A 16348-nucleotide genomic window follows, 5' to 3' on the forward strand; every position below is an offset into this window, starting at 1 on the left:
GCCCAGTGGTAGCATGAAGGATATCCGTTTTTAATTTTTGTTTAACAAATCGTTGATAACTCCGTCTGCTCATCCGTATAGATATCCAAATCTTGTCTTGAAGAATATATTTGGAACATTCCATTTGAACACACAAAATTTAAATCAAAATCTTCCATAAAAGATCTTAATTTCTTCTGTGCATTCGTTTCATACATCATATCTTTCTCTTCTATATCCCCATTTAAGACAACTACATAATGAATTGAATCTTCCCTATTTTCAAAACGAATATAATTTAATCCTAGTTTATCCACGTGCCAATTGTCTTTAGCCATAGAATTTATATAATTTTCCAAAGCTTTTCTTTCATAAATCATGACACGCATTAATCGATATTTTCTTTTCATGACATTTCCTCCGCAGCCGCATCATCCAACATTTGATAAAGTCTGCTTTTTTCTTTTACATAAGCTTTTTTACCTATATCCGTGATCTGATACGTTCGTTTTCTTCCTTCAACGGCAATCTCTTCAATATATTCAGACTGTTCAAATTTAGATAAGATCGTATACAGAGTTCCCGGACCAATTTCCACTCTTTTTTTTGTTTTTTCTAAAACAAACTGCGCAATTTCCGTTCCACATTTTGGTTGTTTTAAAAGCGCCATCAACACATAAAACATAGATTCTGTTAGTATTTCCAAAGTTTCTTTTGCCATAGAATCACTTCTTTCTTCATCTAATATCGACACTCGATATCTTCACTTTCATTATAATATCGATACACGATATTGTAAACTAAAAAAAGGCAAATCATCTCAAGATGAAATGCTAGATCAATATACCATCACAATGATCAATTTCATGTTGAATGACTTGCGCTGTAAAATCCTTAAATGTTTTTATTTTTATCTTCATCTGCATATCTAAATAACGAACTTTGATACTTCGATATCGTTTTGTTTCTCTTTGACCAGATAAAGATAGACATCCTTCTTTTGCTGAGTAGATTTGTGTTTTTTTTATTATTTCCGGATTAAGCATCACTACGATCTTTCCCTCATCCTGAAAGGCAATGATTCTTTTATGAAAGCCAATCATGTTAGCTGCCATACCAGCACAACTTTCTTTATGTGCTTCTAAAGTATCAATCAAATCCTGAGCAATTGATAAATCATCTTTATTAGCCAACACAGAAATTCGACTCAAAATAAATGTATCTTTCACAATATCTCTAACCATACAATTCTCCTTATTATTGATGGAAAAACTATAACACAATTTTTTAAAAATGTTTTTCACACTTTACCTTGTATTGATCTCACAATTATATTTAAATAATTTCAGGAGATACTAAATATGACTAAGACTGAACTTTATACTATCGCAAAAAATACGATTCAACATTTAACGCTGGAACATGATGGCGAATGTGGACAAGTTGGCTGTGCTTTAGAAAGCGAAAGTGGCAATATCTATACTGGTATCAATATAGACCTTGCCTGCAACTTGGGATTTTGTGCGGAACAGGCTGCTATAGCCGACATGCTTAAACATGGCGAAATGAAAATCAAACGACTGATAGCCGTCTACAAAAACGGTAACATCCTTCCTCCCTGCGGTAGATGCCGAGAGTTTATGATACAAGTGAATAAAGATAATTTAAACACTTTGATCATCCTGCCTGATTTCAAAGAAATACCTTTAAAAGAGCTTTTACCTGAACTTTGGATCGATCATGAATGATCAATCCTGAAAAGCTGAAATGATTATATCGACACATTTATCGATCCCAAATTTTCCACTGTCTAAGGACAAATGGTAGTTTTGCGCCTTACCCCATTTCATATCTGTATAGAAACGATAATAAGCCGCTCTACGTCGATCTTTGTCATTCAATCGTTGCTGAGGAGACTGTTCTCTTTCTCCATATTCTGTAACGATACGATTGGCACGATGTTCCATATCCGCATGGATAAAAACGCTTAAAATATTTTCGTCTCTTAAAATGTAATCAGCGCAACGTCCAACAATTACACATGAACCTTGTTGTGCTAAATCTAAGATCAGATTTTGTTGAATGATCCAAAGCTTATCTTGATTCGTCATAGTAAGACCATTATAAGAAAGAATAGAATTTAACCATCCAACACTATCTTCACTTTGTTCTTCAATATATTCTTTGACGAACCCACTTTCTTTAACCATCTTTTCCAGCAGTTCTTCATCATAACAAGGAATGCCCAGTTTTCGGGCTACTTTTTTCCCTATTGTTCGTCCTCCACTACCAAATTCACGCGTAATCGTAATAATTTTTTCACTCATGATAACACCTCCATATGTGACATTATATTCGATACAACACGACTCTTCGCGTCTGCGTAATCTTGAATATATTCCCATTTTCGCAAAGCTAATTCTCTTTTTGCATTTGCATAAAGTGTTCGATCTGCTTCATTATTTCTTAAATGATCTCTAAACCAAATCATTCGTTTTGATTCCTTACAGTCTTTAGAAAACACATGTAAATTCACTTCAGGATCAAAATGTTTGAAACAACGATGTTGATACCAATCAGGTTCTCTGATTTTCAATACATACCCTATACTTTCTAATTTAGAAACATACTGGTTTTCATTAGCACTATTTTCGACCTCTAATAAAATATCTATGATTGGCTTGGCACAAAGACCTGGTACAGACGTTGATCCCACATGCTCGATCAAAATAACTTTCTCTTGTAAAACCGATTGAATTTCCTTTGAAAGTTGTTTATAAACCAAAGGCCAATTTGGATCATATTCACTAAGATAAATTGTCGCATTATGTTTTTTCGGAATACCTATTGTAACTTTCTTTAAATATTCATGATCATTATTCATATGTAATAGTTTTTCATTTCTATTATACTCCATAATAAAATCATTTAACGCTAGAATAATATTTTTTTTATTATAGAAATATTCAAAAAAGTTATATACTAGTAACGGAGGTATTTCGAAATGGAATCAATAAACAAAGAATATGTGCTGAAAGTTGCCAATGAGTTAATTAACATTGATTCACCAAGCAGCTATACTAAATCAGCTATCAATTATCTAAAAGAAAATATTGCCAAGTTTAACTTTGAAACAACCCTATCCAATAAAGGAAATCTGATTGTTTCCATACCTGGCAAAGACACAAGCCACACAATAGGATTAAGTGCTCACGTGGACACATTAGGACTTATGGTCCGTTCAATCAAAAGTGATGGTAAACTTGCCTTCACACGAATTGGTGGACCAATGCTGCCAACACTGGACGGTGAATATTGTCGCATTTTGACACGCGAAGGTAAAATCTACACTGGAACGATTTTATCGACAACTCCAGCAGCCCATGTATTCCCAGATGCGACCAGCGCGCCAAGAAAAGAAGACACAATGGAAATTCGCATTGATGAAATTGTTTACTCAAAAGAAGATACGGAAAAACTAGGTATCCAAAATGGTGATATCATTGCCATTGAACCTAAATTTACAGTCACCGAAAGCGGCTTTATCAAATCTAGATTTTTGGATGATAAGATTTCTGCCAGTGCTTTAATGGGCGTGTTAGAATATTTACATACACATCAAATACAACCTAGCTGTAACATCAAAATTGTATTTAGTACATATGAAGAAGTTGGACATGGATCCAGTTGGATTCCAAAAGACATTGAAGAATTCATTGCCGTAGATATGGGATGCATAGGATTAGATCTTGCCTGCACAGAACAAGATGTATCTATCTGTGCTAAAGATTCTAGTGGGCCTTATGATTACGAAATCACATCGAAGCTTATAAAGCTTGCAAAAGAAAACAATCTAAAATACGCAGTAGATATCTACCCTCAATATGGTTCTGATGTTTCAGCCGCCTTAAAAGGTGGAAACAATATTAAAGGTGGACTGGTTGGACCTGGAGTCAACGCTAGTCACGGTATGGAGAGAACACATTGGGATGGAGTTGAAAACACGATCAAATTAGTCATCGCCTATATAACACAATAAGAACGATCAAAGCGATCGTTCTTTTTAATTTCCAAATTTTTGTTTTAAAGCTTTTTCAACCAAATAAATCGTATAAAACATTACACACATCTGAACAAGCATGATAAATAAGGAGCCATATTCTATTTGGTCTTTCAACAAGAAAGAAAAAATAATCGAAATCATACTTAAAGCCAATCCATATTTAAACCAGTACGAGCCCATTAAACGATTTGAAAACTGCCACGCTTCTAAACTTGCCATTGAACGTCTAGTTCGATAACCAAATAATGGATTAATTTCAGGTAATGCTGCTTTTTTAAAGTAAATACCCACGAACACCATCGTTAATGGAATCAACAAATTCATCAACAGCATAAACCAAAACATCTTAACTCACCTTCTCTAAAATGGATTCATACACTTTCTCTGTGTTTTTTTGACTTGATTGGTTGAAAACTATATATTTATCTTCGTTTGTTTTTAATACAATTAAAGTATCATTGTCATTATATACATACAGTTTATATCTTCCATATTCATCATTTTCAAAATTACCTGAACTAATCTTTAATCCACCAAATCCGCCAACACGAGATCCATAATGTACATCATCCGATAAATACACTTCTTCTATATCTGTATATTTGACAGTTGAACCTGCGGCCATGAATGCATTGACCTCTACTGCATTCTTGCCAACACTTACACTGACATCTCCAGCAAATAAAAGTCCACCAGCACCAGCTAAAATAATCAAAGTAAACACTAAACTACCAATCTTTACAATCTTAGAGGCATTGTTATCATCTGGTTTGATTTCTGCTTCATTTATATCCTCAATTTTTTTCTTAGAGAAGAAATTGGTACCAACAATGGCAACGGCAACAGCGATAAAGCTCACAAGCAAGGTTAACCACATTAAATTTTTGTTCCAAAGAAGGACAAATTGTCCAATGCTGGCTATCAACATAGCAATACCAGCATAACGACATATCTTCTTTTCATCATATTTAGCCTTCTCTGCTTTACTGGAAGTATTATATCCTGCAATCAGAAAACTACCTTTACCCAAAAGAAATAAAATACCTAGCGCTAAAAATAATAAACCTGTGATTAATTCGATCCTCATATTAAATCCTCCTAATCGAATCGATATGTATATCGATATAGACGATATATAAATAAAATCAAACTTAAAACTATAAATAGAATAAAGATATACCCCATCCATGAACATATATTCTTTTGAATCAATAATATAAATGTTACCCATAACATGATCAATTGAATCACTAAATCAATGCTCCAAATAAAATCAGAAATTACTTTTTGCACCTTATTTGCATTATTATTTGTCACCATTATAGGAAGACGATATTGAAACAATTGAATTGATTCACCTTTGATCACGTGACTCTTGTTTATTCTAGAAAACAAAAAATGTATTAAAACGCCGAATAGTGGTAAGAAAATCACCTGATATGCAGGAGCATAACCATCTGCTTGTCCTAGTGAATTGTAATGCACCACTATATCATTTTGATATATGATCAAGATCATAATCGACATTACTGCAGTTATAAACAATGTACAAAATATCATTTTCTTCATGACTTCTACACCTCAGGAAAGTATCGTTTCTTTATGAATCAGATAAACTGTACGAACCATCGCAACCATTATCAATCCTAGACAGCTATACACAAAAACACTGGAGATATTTTGTTGAAATAAGACTTGAAAACTTGCCATAAGAATTATGCTTTGAATCAACACATTTACTTGTTCGAATAATTCTTTTCCTCTTTTTTGAATAATTTTCCTATTTTTCTCATTATCTAAGACTGCTATCGTTCCTTTAAAAGCCCATACCATTTTTGAACTTGAAAATAGATATACCGGCATATGGGAAAGAAAATAATAAATAAAAATTGAAATCATTGGATAGCCGATTGCCAAAAATGGTTTATTAAAATTATTCTCCATAGATACACCATTATAGAAAAGATAAATATCATCTGTATAAATCAAATTAATTAATAAAAATATCAAAACATTCAATAAAACTATCGTTAATGCAAGTTTCTTAATCAAAGTCATATAAATCATCTCTATTTCATATAGAAAGCACTTAGATTCAAATTTTCATCAAAAGCTAAAGTATACGTGATCGCATTGTCTTCATACATTACCGTGATCGAAGCAGCTGCATATTTAGAAGTCAATGTTGAATTCTCTACATACTGCTCACTTGAAATCTTTAAAAAGGCTCCATGTTTCATCATAGTCATTGTCTCTTTCATTTGTTCTTTAACAGAATCCTGTTTAAATTCATCAATTCCTATATTGGCAATGGCTTCATAATCATCATTCGATGCATATTCAATCACTTCCATTGCTTTATCATGAACTTCATCATAATTAAAATATGTGGAGTCCTTTAACAAAATTGTCGTTGGAATAAACATCTTATAAGCTAGAAAACCAATAGCTACAACAATACATACACCGCAAATCAAACCAATCCAAAGCTTTTTATGTCTGCCTTTTGTATCCACTTCCAAGTTTTCCATCAATTCATCAGCTAAATCTTTTGGATCGCCGAATCGCATTTCAATCTCCTGCCAGCTTTCACCATTTTCTAAAGCTTCATCAATATCCGCACTTAAATCTTCATAAATGCGTTTTTTATCTTTTTTTGAACAGCTCAGATATTTGATTACTTTATGCAGATATTTTTCTTTATTCATATCCTTAATCCTCCATGATCTTTGATACTTCCTTAGAAAAATCTTTCCAAAGAATTTCTAATTCCTTTAAAACTTCAACACCTTGATCTGTGATTACATAATATTTTTTAGCTAGCTCTTTAGGTTTGTTTACGATCTTTTCACTTTTTACTAAACCATCATCTTCTAAACGATACAAAATCGGATATAAAGTACCTTCCTTTAATGAGAAATACTTGCTGTTACATAACTGGAGTTTTTGAATCAATTGAAATCCATACATCTTTTCTTTCGATAAAAGCTTTAATACCAGCATTTCCAATACACCTTTTTTTAATTGTCTTTCATACTTTGGATTCATCGCATCACCTACTTAGTATTACTAAGTAAATTATATGCCTGCTATACCAAAAATCAACAATATCCGTATTAAGATGTTGTAAAGAAAAAAGCCCTGCATTCAGGGCTTATACTTAACTAATTTTCTATCAATAATTTCATCTAAAAACGGTTTGAAAGCACTAGGTATTGCGTATTTTTCAACAATCTGATCAAGGGTGTAAAAACATGTATCTACGCATGAATCTACATAGACAACCTTGGCATCCATTTTCCATGTTACATGTGAAAAGATATGTGAATATGGATTTAAACGTATTTCTTTTATAATGTTTTCCGGTTCTGTTTCATCAAAACCATATAATCCATGCAACAGGCCTTTTTCTTCTCTTTTCTTCAAATGAATCTTCTCGTCACACACCCAAATAAAAATTTGTTTTTCAAGACAAGGTCTTCCCTTTTTTGGCGGTGTGACAGGAAGAGATGAAGGATCTTTTGCTTCGCATTCATTTTGTAACGGACATTTGTCACAACGCGGATTTTGTGGAATACAAATCAAAGCTCCCAACTCCATCAAAGCTTGATTATAATCACTGATATATTCTGAGCCTGGTAAACTTTCATTCACAAGTTTTTCGATTTTCTTCTTTGTACTAGAAAGTGTTACATCTTCATGAATATCATATAATCTAGAAAAGACACGAATGACATTTCCATCAATTGCACTGACATTTTCATCATACGCAATTGAAGCTATTGCGCCTGCTGTATAAGGACCGATTCCCGGAAGTTTAACTAATTCTTCTTTGGATCCTGGCAGTTTTCCATCGTATCTTTCCATACATTCAATAGCGCTCTTCTTTAAATTTCGACACCTGGAATAATATCCTAAGCCTTGCCACATTTTATGAAGTTCTTCATCATCAGCATTGGCTAATGATTTGACATCCGGATATTTTTCAATAAACCGATCATAGTAAGGAAGCATTGCTTCAATACGAGTCTGTTGAGCCATGATCTCACTGATCCAGATTCGATACGGATCTTTATCCTTTCGAAATGGTAGTTCTCTTTTATTTACATCATACCAACTTAATAATTCACGTATCATTTCTAAAAAAACAGGGTATTAAACCCTGCTGTAGATCCATTGACAATTTCCAGTGATCTTAACTTCACCACTGTTAGCTGCAATGAAAATTGAATCTCCTTTCGCAAAAGTGAGTGTTTCACCATTATTTTCGATTGTGCCAGCGCCTTCAAGAACTACGATTGATCCAAAACTTTCTTTATCTACGTTCAATGTCGTTGAACCATTTAATGTTGTTTCGTATGTTGTAAATAAATCACATGTTGCTAACATGACAGTCTTTGCATCTCCATTTGTTGTTTGAGGACCACATGGCTTGAAGTCTGATTCAATTGGAGATAGATTAGAAACATCAATTGCTTTTTCAATATGAAGTTCACGAGGTTTTCCATCCTTGCCAACACGTCCATAATCGAATACACGATATGTTGTATTTGAATTCTGTTGAATTTCACAAATCTGGATACCTGCCCCAATCGCATGGATCGTACCAGCTTTGATGAAGAACACATCACCTTTATGAACTGGAACTTTTTTTAAGATTTCCAATAATGTTCCATCTTGAATGCGACGAGCAAACTCTTCTTTTGTCACTTCTTTGTTTACACCAAAATAAAGAGAAGCGCCTTCTTCACAATCCAATACGTACCACATTTCTGTTTTTCCGTATTCTTTTTCAACACGTAATGCATACTCATTATCCGGATGAACCTGAATAGATAATGGTTGTTTCGCATCAATGAATTTGATCAAAATTGGGAAAAATTCAAATGCATTCCCCTTTGTCCCAAGACAATCTTTGCCTAAGGCATTAACGTATTCAGATAATTTCATTCCTGCATAAGGTCCAGTAGTTACCACACTTTCACCATCTGGATGTGTAGAAAGCTCCCAACTTTCTGCCACGATATCTAAATCTGTTTTCTTTCCATAAGACTCTTTTAATTTTGTTCCACCCCATAAATAATCTTTAAAAGCTGGAGCCAATTTAACGATAGCCATAATATCTCTCCTTTGCTGACTACTGATATAGTTATTATAGTAAAAAAGTAATAGTTTTGCTATAATGATGATACGAAAATCGTAGATTTTTAAAAGTTGGAATAAATATGAAAATAGGTATCATACAAGTGAAAGTCAGCTCTGATATAAAGGCAAACCTTTCCTTTGTCGCAAAACACATACAATCATGCATAAAAGAACATGCTGAAATCATTGTTTTAAATGAAATGTGGAATGCGCCCTACGATAATGAACAAATCTTGCTGTCTTACAAAACACATGACAAATGCTATCAACTGTTACAGGAAGAATCTAGAAAACACCAGATCATTATCATAGGAGGCACGATTGCCAGAAAAGAAAACAATAAGATTTACAATACATGTCATATTTTTGAAAATGGAAAGCACATTTGTCAATATGATAAGATGCATCTATTTGAAGTAAATATCGAAGGACATAAGCTTTACAGCGAAAGCGAAGTGTTCACTCCAGGAAATTCAATCAAAACATTTGATACCAAATACGGACGATTTGGTATCTTAGTATGCTATGACATTCGTTTCCCTGAAGAGACAAGATTACTGGCAATGAAGCAGGCAAAAGTGATTTTTTGCCCTGCCGCTTTTAACGAAAGTGTAGGAAAAGCACATTGGCAACCGCTTTTACAGACAAGAGCAATGGAAAATCAAGTCTTCATCGTCGGGGCAAATCCCCAGCATTATGTTTATAAACAATTTAAATCATATGGACACTCTTTGATTTGTGATCCATTTGGAAAAGTATTGATCGATGCCAACCAAAATGATTACATCGTCTATGATATTGATCTAGCCATGATCGATAAAATTCGTAAGCGAATGCCATTTTGGAAGATTCGTCGAAAAGATATCTATGATTTAGTAGAAAAGGAACCAAAACAATGAAAGAAATCAACATTACAGACATCGAAGGTTTTCAAGTAGGACATGCTCAGGATGATACAAACGCCACAGGATGTACAGTCATCATTTCAAAAGAAGGAGCCGTTGCTGGAGTTGACGTTCGAGGAGGTGGACCTGCAACTCGTGAAACAGATTTATTAAATCCTAAAAATATGGTTGAAGAAGTCCATGCAGTTGTATTAAGTGGAGGAAGTGCCTTTGGTCTGGAATCAAGCAGTGGTGTCATGCAATATCTTAGTGAGCATGATATAGGATTTGCAATGAAAGGAATCACCATTCCTATTGTATGTCAAGCAAGTTTATTTGACTGTAGCGTAGCAAATCCAAAGGCATACCCAGATAAAGAAATGGGTTATCAAGCATGTATCAACGCAGAAAAAAACATGCCGGAACAAGGCAATGTAGGAGCCGGAACAGGAGCTAGTGTGGGTAAATTTTTAGGATTTGATAAAGCCATGAAAACCGGTCTAGGTTATGCTGCATATCAAGTACACGATTTAAAAGTAGGTGCGATCGTTGCATTAAACGCATGCGGTGACATTTATTTTCCTAATTCTGATAAGAGAATTGCTGGAATCTATGATCAAGAAAACAATCTAGAAATCAATTCTGAAGAAGCCATTTTAGAAATGTATGAAAAGATCATGAAAGATCCAATGGCTAATACAACTATCAGTTGCATCATTACAAACGCTGATCTAACCAAAGCGCAAATGAATAAAGTTGCCAGTGTTGCCCATAATGGCTATGCTCATTGCATTCGCCCAGTACATACATCTAATGATGGAGATACGATTTTTGCCTTAGGCTCTAAAAAAGTAAAAGCAGATCCTGATGTTGTCGGTATTATGGCTACTAAAGCCATTGAAATGGCAATCGTAAATGCTGCTACCAAAGCCAAAGCGGCATACGGACTAACAAGCTATATGAAATTACACAAGTAACCAGATCATATCCAAGTGATATGATCTTTTTCATATAAAAAAAGAAGAAGATCAATCATCTTCTTCTAATTCATCGATCAACTTTTTTATTAGGATCGTTCGAGCGATACCAAAGATAAATACACCAGCCCCAATGATCATCAAAGCTGTATGATTCACGAAGAATCCAAATACCGCAATTACAATACCTAACCCAGCAAGCTGTATCTGTTTAAATAAAGCTTTTTGTTTATCATTCATGATTAAGAAACTTTAGATCCATTCTTCACTTCTTTTTCAATTGTTAAAAATGAAAGCTCTTTATCATTCGTTGCACAAAGAATCATACCATTAGACTCTACGCCTCTAAGATTTACTGGTTTTAGATTTGTTGCCACAACAACCTGCTTACCAATTAAATCTTCTGGTTTATAGTATTTGGCAATACCGCTGACAACCTGACGAACTTCATTTCCTAGATCAATCTGTTCAACCAATAAGCGGTCTGCCTTAGGATGTGGTTTACAATCCACGATTGTACCAATCTTCATTTCAACTTTGGCAAAATCATCGATCGTAATCAAGTTTTCTTCTTTCTCATTTTCTTCTTTTGCTTTTTCTTCTTTTTCCTTCGCTAGTTTTTCCATAAAATCTTTTTCATCAATACGTGCAAACAAAACTTCTGGTTTCTTTACCACTTGAATTCCAGTTTCCAATTGACCAAATGTATCAATAGAATCAAAGTCGCGTTTAGAAGTATTAAGATAATCCAAGATTTTCTGACTTGTTTCAGGCAGGAAACTTTCCAAAAGAACAGCACTGATTCGAATAGATTCCAACAAGTTATATAATACTGTCGCAAGACGATCTTTCTTACTTTCTTCCTTAGCCAAAGCCCAAGGCATTGTTTCATCGATATATTTATTTGTTCTTCTTAATAATGTAAAGATTTCATCTAAAGCATCACCAACACGGAATTGTTCCATCTTCGATTCTACTTTTGATTTTGTGCTTTCAGCTAAAGAAATCAACTCTTCATCCACAGCTTCTTTTACCTGTGGATTTGTGATCATTCCGCCAAAATATTTATTTGACATGGCGATCGTACGAGATACTAAGTTTCCAAGGATATTGGCTAGATCTGAATTGATACGCTCTACTACAAGTTCCCAGGTAATTGTTCCATCCTGAGCAAAAGGCATTTCATGCAAACAATAGTAGCGAACTGCATCGACACCAAAGTGTTCTACTAAATCTTCTGCGTAAATTACATTACCTTTTGATTTAGACATTTTTCCATCACCAATTAATAACCATGGATGCCCGAAGATTTTCTTAGGTAAAGGTAGATCCAAAGCCATTAAAATAATTGGCCAATAAATCGTATGGAAACGCAAGATATCTTTTCCAATGATATGTGTTCCTGGCCAGTATTTGTGGAATTTTTCATCACTTTCACCAAGAGCATCATATCCAAGTGTCGTGATATAGTTGCTTAGAGCATCGATCCAAACATAAACAACATGTTTATCATCAAAATCCACTGGAACACCCCAGCTGAATGAAGTACGAGATACACAAAGATCTTGCAGCCCTGGACGCAAGAAGTTATTTAACATCTCATTTTTACGAGATTCTGGCTGAATAAAATCCGGATGATCTTCAATATATTGGATCAAACGATCTGCATATTTTTGCATATTAAAGAAGTAGGCTTCTTCTTTGGCTTTTTTTACAGGACGACCGCAGTCCGGACATTTTCCATCAACCAATTGAGATTCAGTCCAGAAACTTTCACAAGGAGTACAATACCAGCCTTCATATTCTCCTTTATAAATATCTCCTTGCTCATAAAGACGTTTAAAGATTCTCTGTACCTGTTTTACATGATAATCATCTGTAGTACGTACAAAATAGTCATAACTTGTATTCATCAGATCCCAGTTTGATTTAATTTGAGCTGCTACTTTATCTACGAATTCCTGAGGACTTACACCTGCTTCACGCGCTTTTTCTTCGATCTTGATACCATGCTCATCTGTACCTGTCTGGAAGAAAACATCATATCCCTGTGCTCTTTTAAATCGAGCAATAGAATCGCTCAAAATAATTTCATAAGTATTCCCAATGTGTGGGCGTCCAGAAGTATAGGCAATTGCCGTTGTTAAATAAAATGGTTCTTTCTTACACATAATTTCATTTCCTTTCTATAAAAAAAGCTTCCATCAAAGGACGAAAGCTTTTCGTGGTACCACCTTAGTTTGTGCACAATGCACCTCAATTCGATAACGCCGAAATACGTCCCTTTCTAAACTTACGTCTCAAAAGAGAAACTCCAAGACCATCTTCATATCTGCTATGCTGCGAAATTTCACCATACAATCGCTCTCTTTGAAACAATCACAAGATACTACTCTTCTTTTCACTGTTTTATGCATGTATTATACGATAACACCGACATTTTGAGCAAGTTAAATCGTATTCTAGTAACGTAAAATAAAGTAGATAACGTATACCCAGCTCAATAAACCATGAAAAATGGCCCATCCGACAGATTTCCATGTCGTATAACTAATGACCATAGCTAATGCACTGCCAAACGTGATTCCTGTTTTTACAGCATTTTGTTTTTTATCACTCATATCTTTAGCCTCTATACTGAATTACTTTGGTAATCTGCACAATAACAAAAGTTGCTAATGATAATCCAACAACAATAAAGAATTGTGTTAAAGTAATTGGACCAATTGAGAATAATCCGTGCATATTTGGAATAAATAAAATCAGCACAAGAAGTACAGCACCAGTTAAGAAAGCATAAATACTAGATTCATTCTTACCTAATTTCCAGAATGGAGCATTTCCTCTTGAAGAGAAACCATGCAACAAACGAGAAAGACATAGAGTTGAAAAAGCCATCGTGCTTGCCATAAGATCACTTGTCTGCAATCCAATAAAGTAAGCCGCCATAACACCGGAAAATATGATCAAACCTTCATAGCCAATTTTGATCATTGTTTTCGCATTCAAGATTGAATCATCACGCTTACGTGGTTTTTGTTTCAACACATCATCTTTTCCTTTTTCCATTCCAATAGCTATCGCTGGTAAAGAATCGGTAATTAAGTTAATAAACAATAAATGAACTGCCATAAATGGTGTTGGCAACAATGCCAATGAAGTAAAGACAACGGCTAAAATAGCTGAGAAGTTTCCTGACAATAAATACGTAATGGAATTCTTAATATTAGCGTACACATTTCTTCCGGTAATAACAGCCTTAACGATCGTAGAAAAGTTATCATCTGTTAAGATCATGCTGGCTGCGTCTTTTGAAACTTCTGTACCGGTAATACCCATTGCTACTCCGATATCACTCTGTTTTAAGGCTGGAGCATCGTTGACACCATCTCCGGTCATGGCAACGATCTCATTGCGTTTTTGCCATGCTTCTACGATACGAATTTTATGTTCTGGAGCAACACGCGCATATACGGATACTTTTGGTAAAATTTCATCTAAAGCCGAATCCGACATTGTTTCCAATTCTTTTCCTTCCAAACAAATGTCCCCATCTTCAAAGATTCCAATCTCTTTGGCAATTGAAGTTGCGGTAATGATATGATCTCCTGTGATCATGATTGGTTTGATACCAGCCATCTTACACTTAGAAACTGCATCCTTGCTTTCAAGACGAGGTGGATCCATTTGAGCAACCATACCTACAAACGTTAAATTGTTTTCATCTTCCAAACTTAATTCTTTTGGTTTCATCGTTTTATACGCAAAGCCCAATACACGAAGTCCTTCTTTGGCAAAACTTTCATTTTGTTCTTTGATCAATTTAATATCTTCTTCAGTAATTGGACGCTTTTTATCATGAATCAAAATCTGATCGCATCGATCCAAAATAACATCTACAGCCCCTTTTGTATAAAGGTGGTTTTCCGAGTTAATAGACATCATCTTACGTGTTGAATCAAAAGGAAGTTCTTTGATTCGAATCGCTTCAACATGGTAATCTGCATCTTTTTCACCATAACGATCAAATAAATCTAACAAGGCAATTTCAGTAGGGTCCCCAATTTGAGTGGATCCATTCGATACTGCATTATTACACAACAAACATGATTTCAACAACACATCATGGCTATGATCTTTCACATCCAGCATTTCCGGTTTGATGACTTCATTATTCAAGAATAGTTCCATGACTTTCATCTTATTTTGAGTTAAGGTCCCTGTTTTATCGGAACAAATAACAGATACACAGCCTAAGCTTTCTACTGCATTTAATTGTTTGATGATTGCATGTTCTTTAACCATTTTCTGTGTAGAAATAGATAACACGATCGTTACAATAGAATTTAATGCTTCTGGAATTGCTGCCACTGCCAAAGCAACTGCAATCAATAAGGCATCCCAAATATCTTCATGAGCAACGATAACATTCATAGCTAGAATGATGGCACAAATTACACAAATACTGATTGTCAATTTTTTAGAAAAATCTTCCAATGTTAACTGTAAAGGTGTTTTTCTTTCTTTAGCGTTTTCTAACATAGTTGCGATTTTTCCAATCTCCGTATTCATACCAATTTTGGTAACAATATATTTACCAGTTCCATTGGTAACCAGACCACTGGAGAATACCATATTCGTTTGATCGGCAATCCCCACTTCCCCTGCAATCACTTCCAGTTGTTTTTCTTGTGGCAAAGATTCTCCAGTTAATGCACTTTCGTTCACTTGTAGATTAGCACATTCGATCAAACGGCCATCTCCTTCGATTACGTCTCCCGCTTCGACATAAACAAGATCACCAATCGTTAATTCATTGGAAACGATTTGATGAAGCTGACCATCACGAATAACTTTAACATGTGGCATTGATAACTTAGAAAGACTTTCCAAAGACTTTCTAGCTTTTAAAGTTTGAACAGTTCCTAAAATAGCATTGATCGTAATAACGATAAAAATTACGATTGAACTCACAATTTCTCCTGTTGCCATAGAAATAAAACCGGCAACGATCAAAACGATGACCAGTAAATCTTTAAACTGGGAAAGGAAAATCTGTAGCGGACTTTCTTTTTCCTGCTGATCCATCTCATTTAGACCATACTGTTTTTGTCTGTCATCAACCTGAAAAGATGTCAAACCATTTCGACTGGCATCAAACTCACTTAAGACTTCCTGTATACTTTTTTGGTATTCTTTCATACAAACCTCCTAAAAAAAGACAAGACACGTCAAAGAAAAACTTTGACGAGTCTTGTCTTTAAGATTAGCCAGAATTTACATTCGAGATTGTTGGCTAA

21 protein-coding genes and 1 other annotated feature are annotated in these 16348 nt (G+C 34.6%); of the genes, 4 read left to right on the forward strand and 17 right to left on the reverse strand.

What is annotated here, in order from left to right; genetic code table 11:
- Nucleotides 1-41: 41 nt before the first annotated feature.
- From HMPREF0367_RS02745 to HMPREF0367_RS02755, 3 genes are all read right to left on the reverse strand, one after another.
- A complete protein-coding gene (locus HMPREF0367_RS02745) occupies nucleotides 42-389 on the reverse strand; it encodes a DUF2812 domain-containing protein (protein ID WP_035400976.1) in 348 nt (115 codons plus the stop codon).
- Entirely contained in the window at nucleotides 386-733 is a 348-nt protein-coding gene (locus HMPREF0367_RS02750; RefSeq protein WP_239414212.1) for a PadR family transcriptional regulator, read from the reverse strand. The genes HMPREF0367_RS02745 and HMPREF0367_RS02750 overlap by 4 nt, the downstream gene beginning before the upstream one ends.
- Before the next feature lie 79 nt (nucleotides 734-812).
- The gene (locus tag HMPREF0367_RS02755; RefSeq protein ID WP_035400978.1) at nucleotides 813-1223 is read right to left on the reverse strand and encodes a peptide deformylase; all 411 of its coding nucleotides are present in this window, start codon (nucleotides 1221-1223) and stop codon (nucleotides 813-815) included.
- A gap of 117 nt (nucleotides 1224-1340) precedes the next feature.
- On the opposite strand from HMPREF0367_RS02755, the gene HMPREF0367_RS02760 reads away from it, so the two are divergent.
- The gene (locus HMPREF0367_RS02760) at nucleotides 1341-1727 is read left to right on the forward strand and encodes a cytidine deaminase family protein (RefSeq protein WP_035400980.1); all 387 of its coding nucleotides are present in this window, start codon (nucleotides 1341-1343) and stop codon (nucleotides 1725-1727) included.
- Here the strand turns inward: HMPREF0367_RS02760 and HMPREF0367_RS02765 are convergent, their stop codons facing one another.
- Both HMPREF0367_RS02765 and HMPREF0367_RS02770 read right to left on the reverse strand, forming a co-directional pair.
- Nucleotides 1728-2306 carry a cytidylate kinase-like family protein gene (locus HMPREF0367_RS02765; RefSeq protein ID WP_035400982.1) on the reverse strand — a complete coding sequence of 193 codons (579 nt, stop codon included), beginning with the start codon at nucleotides 2304-2306 and terminating at the stop codon, nucleotides 1728-1730.
- Nucleotides 2303-2896 carry a GrpB family protein gene (locus tag HMPREF0367_RS02770; protein ID WP_051335143.1) on the reverse strand — a complete coding sequence of 198 codons (594 nt, stop codon included), beginning with the start codon at nucleotides 2894-2896 and terminating at the stop codon, nucleotides 2303-2305. Before HMPREF0367_RS02770 ends, HMPREF0367_RS02765 begins: the two co-directional genes overlap by 4 nt.
- 87 nt (nucleotides 2897-2983) lie before the next feature.
- Here HMPREF0367_RS02770 and HMPREF0367_RS02775 point away from each other — a divergent pair, with 87 nt between their 5' ends.
- Nucleotides 2984-4018 carry a M42 family metallopeptidase gene (locus HMPREF0367_RS02775; RefSeq protein WP_035400986.1) on the forward strand — a complete coding sequence of 345 codons (1035 nt, stop codon included), beginning with the start codon at nucleotides 2984-2986 and terminating at the stop codon, nucleotides 4016-4018.
- Nucleotides 4019-4042: 24 nt separating this feature from the next.
- Here the strand turns inward: HMPREF0367_RS02775 and HMPREF0367_RS02780 are convergent, their stop codons facing one another.
- The 8 genes from HMPREF0367_RS02780 to HMPREF0367_RS02815 form a co-directional block, all read right to left on the reverse strand.
- A complete protein-coding gene (locus HMPREF0367_RS02780; RefSeq protein WP_015536171.1) occupies nucleotides 4043-4387 on the reverse strand; it encodes an SdpI family protein in 345 nt (114 codons plus the stop codon).
- A 1-nt stretch (nucleotide 4388) separates the two neighbouring features.
- On the reverse strand, nucleotides 4389-5129 hold the full coding sequence (locus HMPREF0367_RS09970) for a DUF3784 domain-containing protein (RefSeq protein ID WP_015536172.1): 741 nt from the start codon (nucleotides 5127-5129) through the stop codon (nucleotides 4389-4391).
- 11 nt (nucleotides 5130-5140) lie between these two features.
- Nucleotides 5141-5611 carry a hypothetical protein gene (locus tag HMPREF0367_RS10380; RefSeq protein WP_035400988.1) on the reverse strand — a complete coding sequence of 157 codons (471 nt, stop codon included), beginning with the start codon at nucleotides 5609-5611 and terminating at the stop codon, nucleotides 5141-5143.
- A 12-nt stretch (nucleotides 5612-5623) separates the two neighbouring features.
- Nucleotides 5624-6100, reverse strand: a complete 477-nt coding sequence (locus HMPREF0367_RS02795) for a hypothetical protein (protein WP_035400991.1) — start codon at nucleotides 6098-6100, stop codon at nucleotides 5624-5626.
- Between the two features lie 11 nt (nucleotides 6101-6111).
- Nucleotides 6112-6750 carry an HAAS signaling domain-containing protein gene (locus HMPREF0367_RS02800; RefSeq protein ID WP_035400993.1) on the reverse strand — a complete coding sequence of 213 codons (639 nt, stop codon included), beginning with the start codon at nucleotides 6748-6750 and terminating at the stop codon, nucleotides 6112-6114.
- A 4-nt stretch (nucleotides 6751-6754) separates the two neighbouring features.
- Complete coding sequence (locus HMPREF0367_RS02805) at nucleotides 6755-7090, reverse strand: PadR family transcriptional regulator (protein WP_015536175.1); 336 nt, start codon at nucleotides 7088-7090, stop codon at nucleotides 6755-6757.
- A 99-nt stretch (nucleotides 7091-7189) separates the two neighbouring features.
- The gene (gene mutY / locus HMPREF0367_RS02810; RefSeq protein WP_035400996.1) at nucleotides 7190-8179 is read right to left on the reverse strand and encodes an A/G-specific adenine glycosylase; all 990 of its coding nucleotides are present in this window, start codon (nucleotides 8177-8179) and stop codon (nucleotides 7190-7192) included.
- Between the two features lie 18 nt (nucleotides 8180-8197).
- A complete protein-coding gene (locus HMPREF0367_RS02815) occupies nucleotides 8198-9160 on the reverse strand; it encodes a type I phosphomannose isomerase catalytic subunit (protein WP_015536176.1) in 963 nt (320 codons plus the stop codon).
- 107 nt (nucleotides 9161-9267) lie between these two features.
- On the opposite strand from HMPREF0367_RS02815, the gene HMPREF0367_RS02820 reads away from it, so the two are divergent.
- Both HMPREF0367_RS02820 and HMPREF0367_RS02825 read left to right on the forward strand, forming a co-directional pair.
- Nucleotides 9268-10086, forward strand: coding sequence for a nitrilase-related carbon-nitrogen hydrolase (locus HMPREF0367_RS02820; protein ID WP_035401000.1), 819 nt, complete (start codon nucleotides 9268-9270; stop codon nucleotides 10084-10086).
- On the forward strand, nucleotides 10083-11048 hold the full coding sequence (locus HMPREF0367_RS02825; RefSeq protein ID WP_035401003.1) for a P1 family peptidase: 966 nt from the start codon (nucleotides 10083-10085) through the stop codon (nucleotides 11046-11048). The genes HMPREF0367_RS02820 and HMPREF0367_RS02825 overlap by 4 nt, the downstream gene beginning before the upstream one ends.
- Before the next feature lie 51 nt (nucleotides 11049-11099).
- Here HMPREF0367_RS02825 and HMPREF0367_RS02830 read toward each other — a convergent pair whose 3' ends face one another.
- The 4 genes from HMPREF0367_RS02830 to HMPREF0367_RS02840 all read right to left on the reverse strand — a co-directional run bounded on the left by HMPREF0367_RS02830 (nucleotide 11100) and on the right by HMPREF0367_RS02840 (nucleotide 16250).
- Complete coding sequence (locus tag HMPREF0367_RS02830; RefSeq protein WP_015536181.1) at nucleotides 11100-11288, reverse strand: hypothetical protein; 189 nt, start codon at nucleotides 11286-11288, stop codon at nucleotides 11100-11102.
- A 2-nt stretch (nucleotides 11289-11290) separates the two neighbouring features.
- Nucleotides 11291-13219 (reverse strand): methionine--tRNA ligase, encoded by a 1929-nt coding sequence (metG, locus tag HMPREF0367_RS02835; RefSeq protein ID WP_035401004.1) that lies wholly within the window; start codon nucleotides 13217-13219, stop codon nucleotides 11291-11293.
- Between the two features lie 33 nt (nucleotides 13220-13252).
- Nucleotides 13253-13462, reverse strand: a binding site (T-box leader).
- A 48-nt stretch (nucleotides 13463-13510) separates the two neighbouring features.
- Nucleotides 13511-13669: a hypothetical protein gene (locus tag HMPREF0367_RS10525; RefSeq protein WP_022355473.1), complete on the reverse strand. Its 159-nt coding sequence runs from the start codon at nucleotides 13667-13669 to the stop codon at nucleotides 13511-13513.
- A gap of 4 nt (nucleotides 13670-13673) precedes the next feature.
- Complete coding sequence (locus tag HMPREF0367_RS02840; RefSeq protein WP_035401006.1) at nucleotides 13674-16250, reverse strand: cation-translocating P-type ATPase; 2577 nt, start codon at nucleotides 16248-16250, stop codon at nucleotides 13674-13676.
- Nucleotides 16251-16348: the final 98 nt, after the last annotated feature.

Source organism: Faecalitalea cylindroides ATCC 27803, from assembly GCF_000469305.1.
Classification (GTDB): Bacteria; Bacillota_I; Bacilli_A; order Erysipelotrichales; family Erysipelotrichaceae; genus Faecalitalea; species Faecalitalea cylindroides.

Bases quoted from the DNA above. Each gene is read 5' to 3' on its own strand.
- HMPREF0367_RS02745 (WP_035400976.1), bottom strand. From the start codon at position 389: ATGAAAAGAAAATATCGATTAATGCGTGTCATGATTTATGAAAGAAAA.
- HMPREF0367_RS02755 (WP_035400978.1), bottom strand. From the start codon at position 1,223: ATGGTTAGAGATATTGTGAAAGATACATTTATTTTGAGTCGAATTTCT.
- HMPREF0367_RS02760 (WP_035400980.1), top strand. From the start codon at position 1,341: ATGACTAAGACTGAACTTTATACTATCGCAAAAAATACGATTCAACAT.
- HMPREF0367_RS02765 (WP_035400982.1), bottom strand. From the start codon at position 2,306: ATGAGTGAAAAAATTATTACGATTACGCGTGAATTTGGTAGTGGAGGA.
- HMPREF0367_RS02770 (WP_051335143.1), bottom strand. From the start codon at position 2,896: ATGGAGTATAATAGAAATGAAAAACTATTACATATGAATAATGATCAT.
- HMPREF0367_RS02775 (WP_035400986.1), top strand. From the start codon at position 2,984: ATGGAATCAATAAACAAAGAATATGTGCTGAAAGTTGCCAATGAGTTA.
- HMPREF0367_RS02780 (WP_015536171.1), bottom strand. From the start codon at position 4,387: ATGTTTTGGTTTATGCTGTTGATGAATTTGTTGATTCCATTAACGATG.
- HMPREF0367_RS09970 (WP_015536172.1), bottom strand. From the start codon at position 5,129: ATGAGGATCGAATTAATCACAGGTTTATTATTTTTAGCGCTAGGTATT.
- HMPREF0367_RS10380 (WP_035400988.1), bottom strand. From the start codon at position 5,611: ATGAAGAAAATGATATTTTGTACATTGTTTATAACTGCAGTAATGTCG.
- HMPREF0367_RS02795 (WP_035400991.1), bottom strand. From the start codon at position 6,100: ATGACTTTGATTAAGAAACTTGCATTAACGATAGTTTTATTGAATGTT.
- HMPREF0367_RS02800 (WP_035400993.1), bottom strand. From the start codon at position 6,750: ATGAATAAAGAAAAATATCTGCATAAAGTAATCAAATATCTGAGCTGT.
- HMPREF0367_RS02805 (WP_015536175.1), bottom strand. From the start codon at position 7,090: ATGAATCCAAAGTATGAAAGACAATTAAAAAAAGGTGTATTGGAAATG.
- mutY (WP_035400996.1), bottom strand. From the start codon at position 8,179: ATGATACGTGAATTATTAAGTTGGTATGATGTAAATAAAAGAGAACTA.
- HMPREF0367_RS02815 (WP_015536176.1), bottom strand. From the start codon at position 9,160: ATGGCTATCGTTAAATTGGCTCCAGCTTTTAAAGATTATTTATGGGGT.
- HMPREF0367_RS02820 (WP_035401000.1), top strand. From the start codon at position 9,268: ATGAAAATAGGTATCATACAAGTGAAAGTCAGCTCTGATATAAAGGCA.
- HMPREF0367_RS02825 (WP_035401003.1), top strand. From the start codon at position 10,083: ATGAAAGAAATCAACATTACAGACATCGAAGGTTTTCAAGTAGGACAT.
- HMPREF0367_RS02830 (WP_015536181.1), bottom strand. From the start codon at position 11,288: ATGAATGATAAACAAAAAGCTTTATTTAAACAGATACAGCTTGCTGGG.
- metG (WP_035401004.1), bottom strand. From the start codon at position 13,219: ATGTGTAAGAAAGAACCATTTTATTTAACAACGGCAATTGCCTATACT.
- HMPREF0367_RS10525 (WP_022355473.1), bottom strand. From the start codon at position 13,669: ATGAGTGATAAAAAACAAAATGCTGTAAAAACAGGAATCACGTTTGGC.
- HMPREF0367_RS02840 (WP_035401006.1), bottom strand. From the start codon at position 16,250: ATGAAAGAATACCAAAAAAGTATACAGGAAGTCTTAAGTGAGTTTGAT.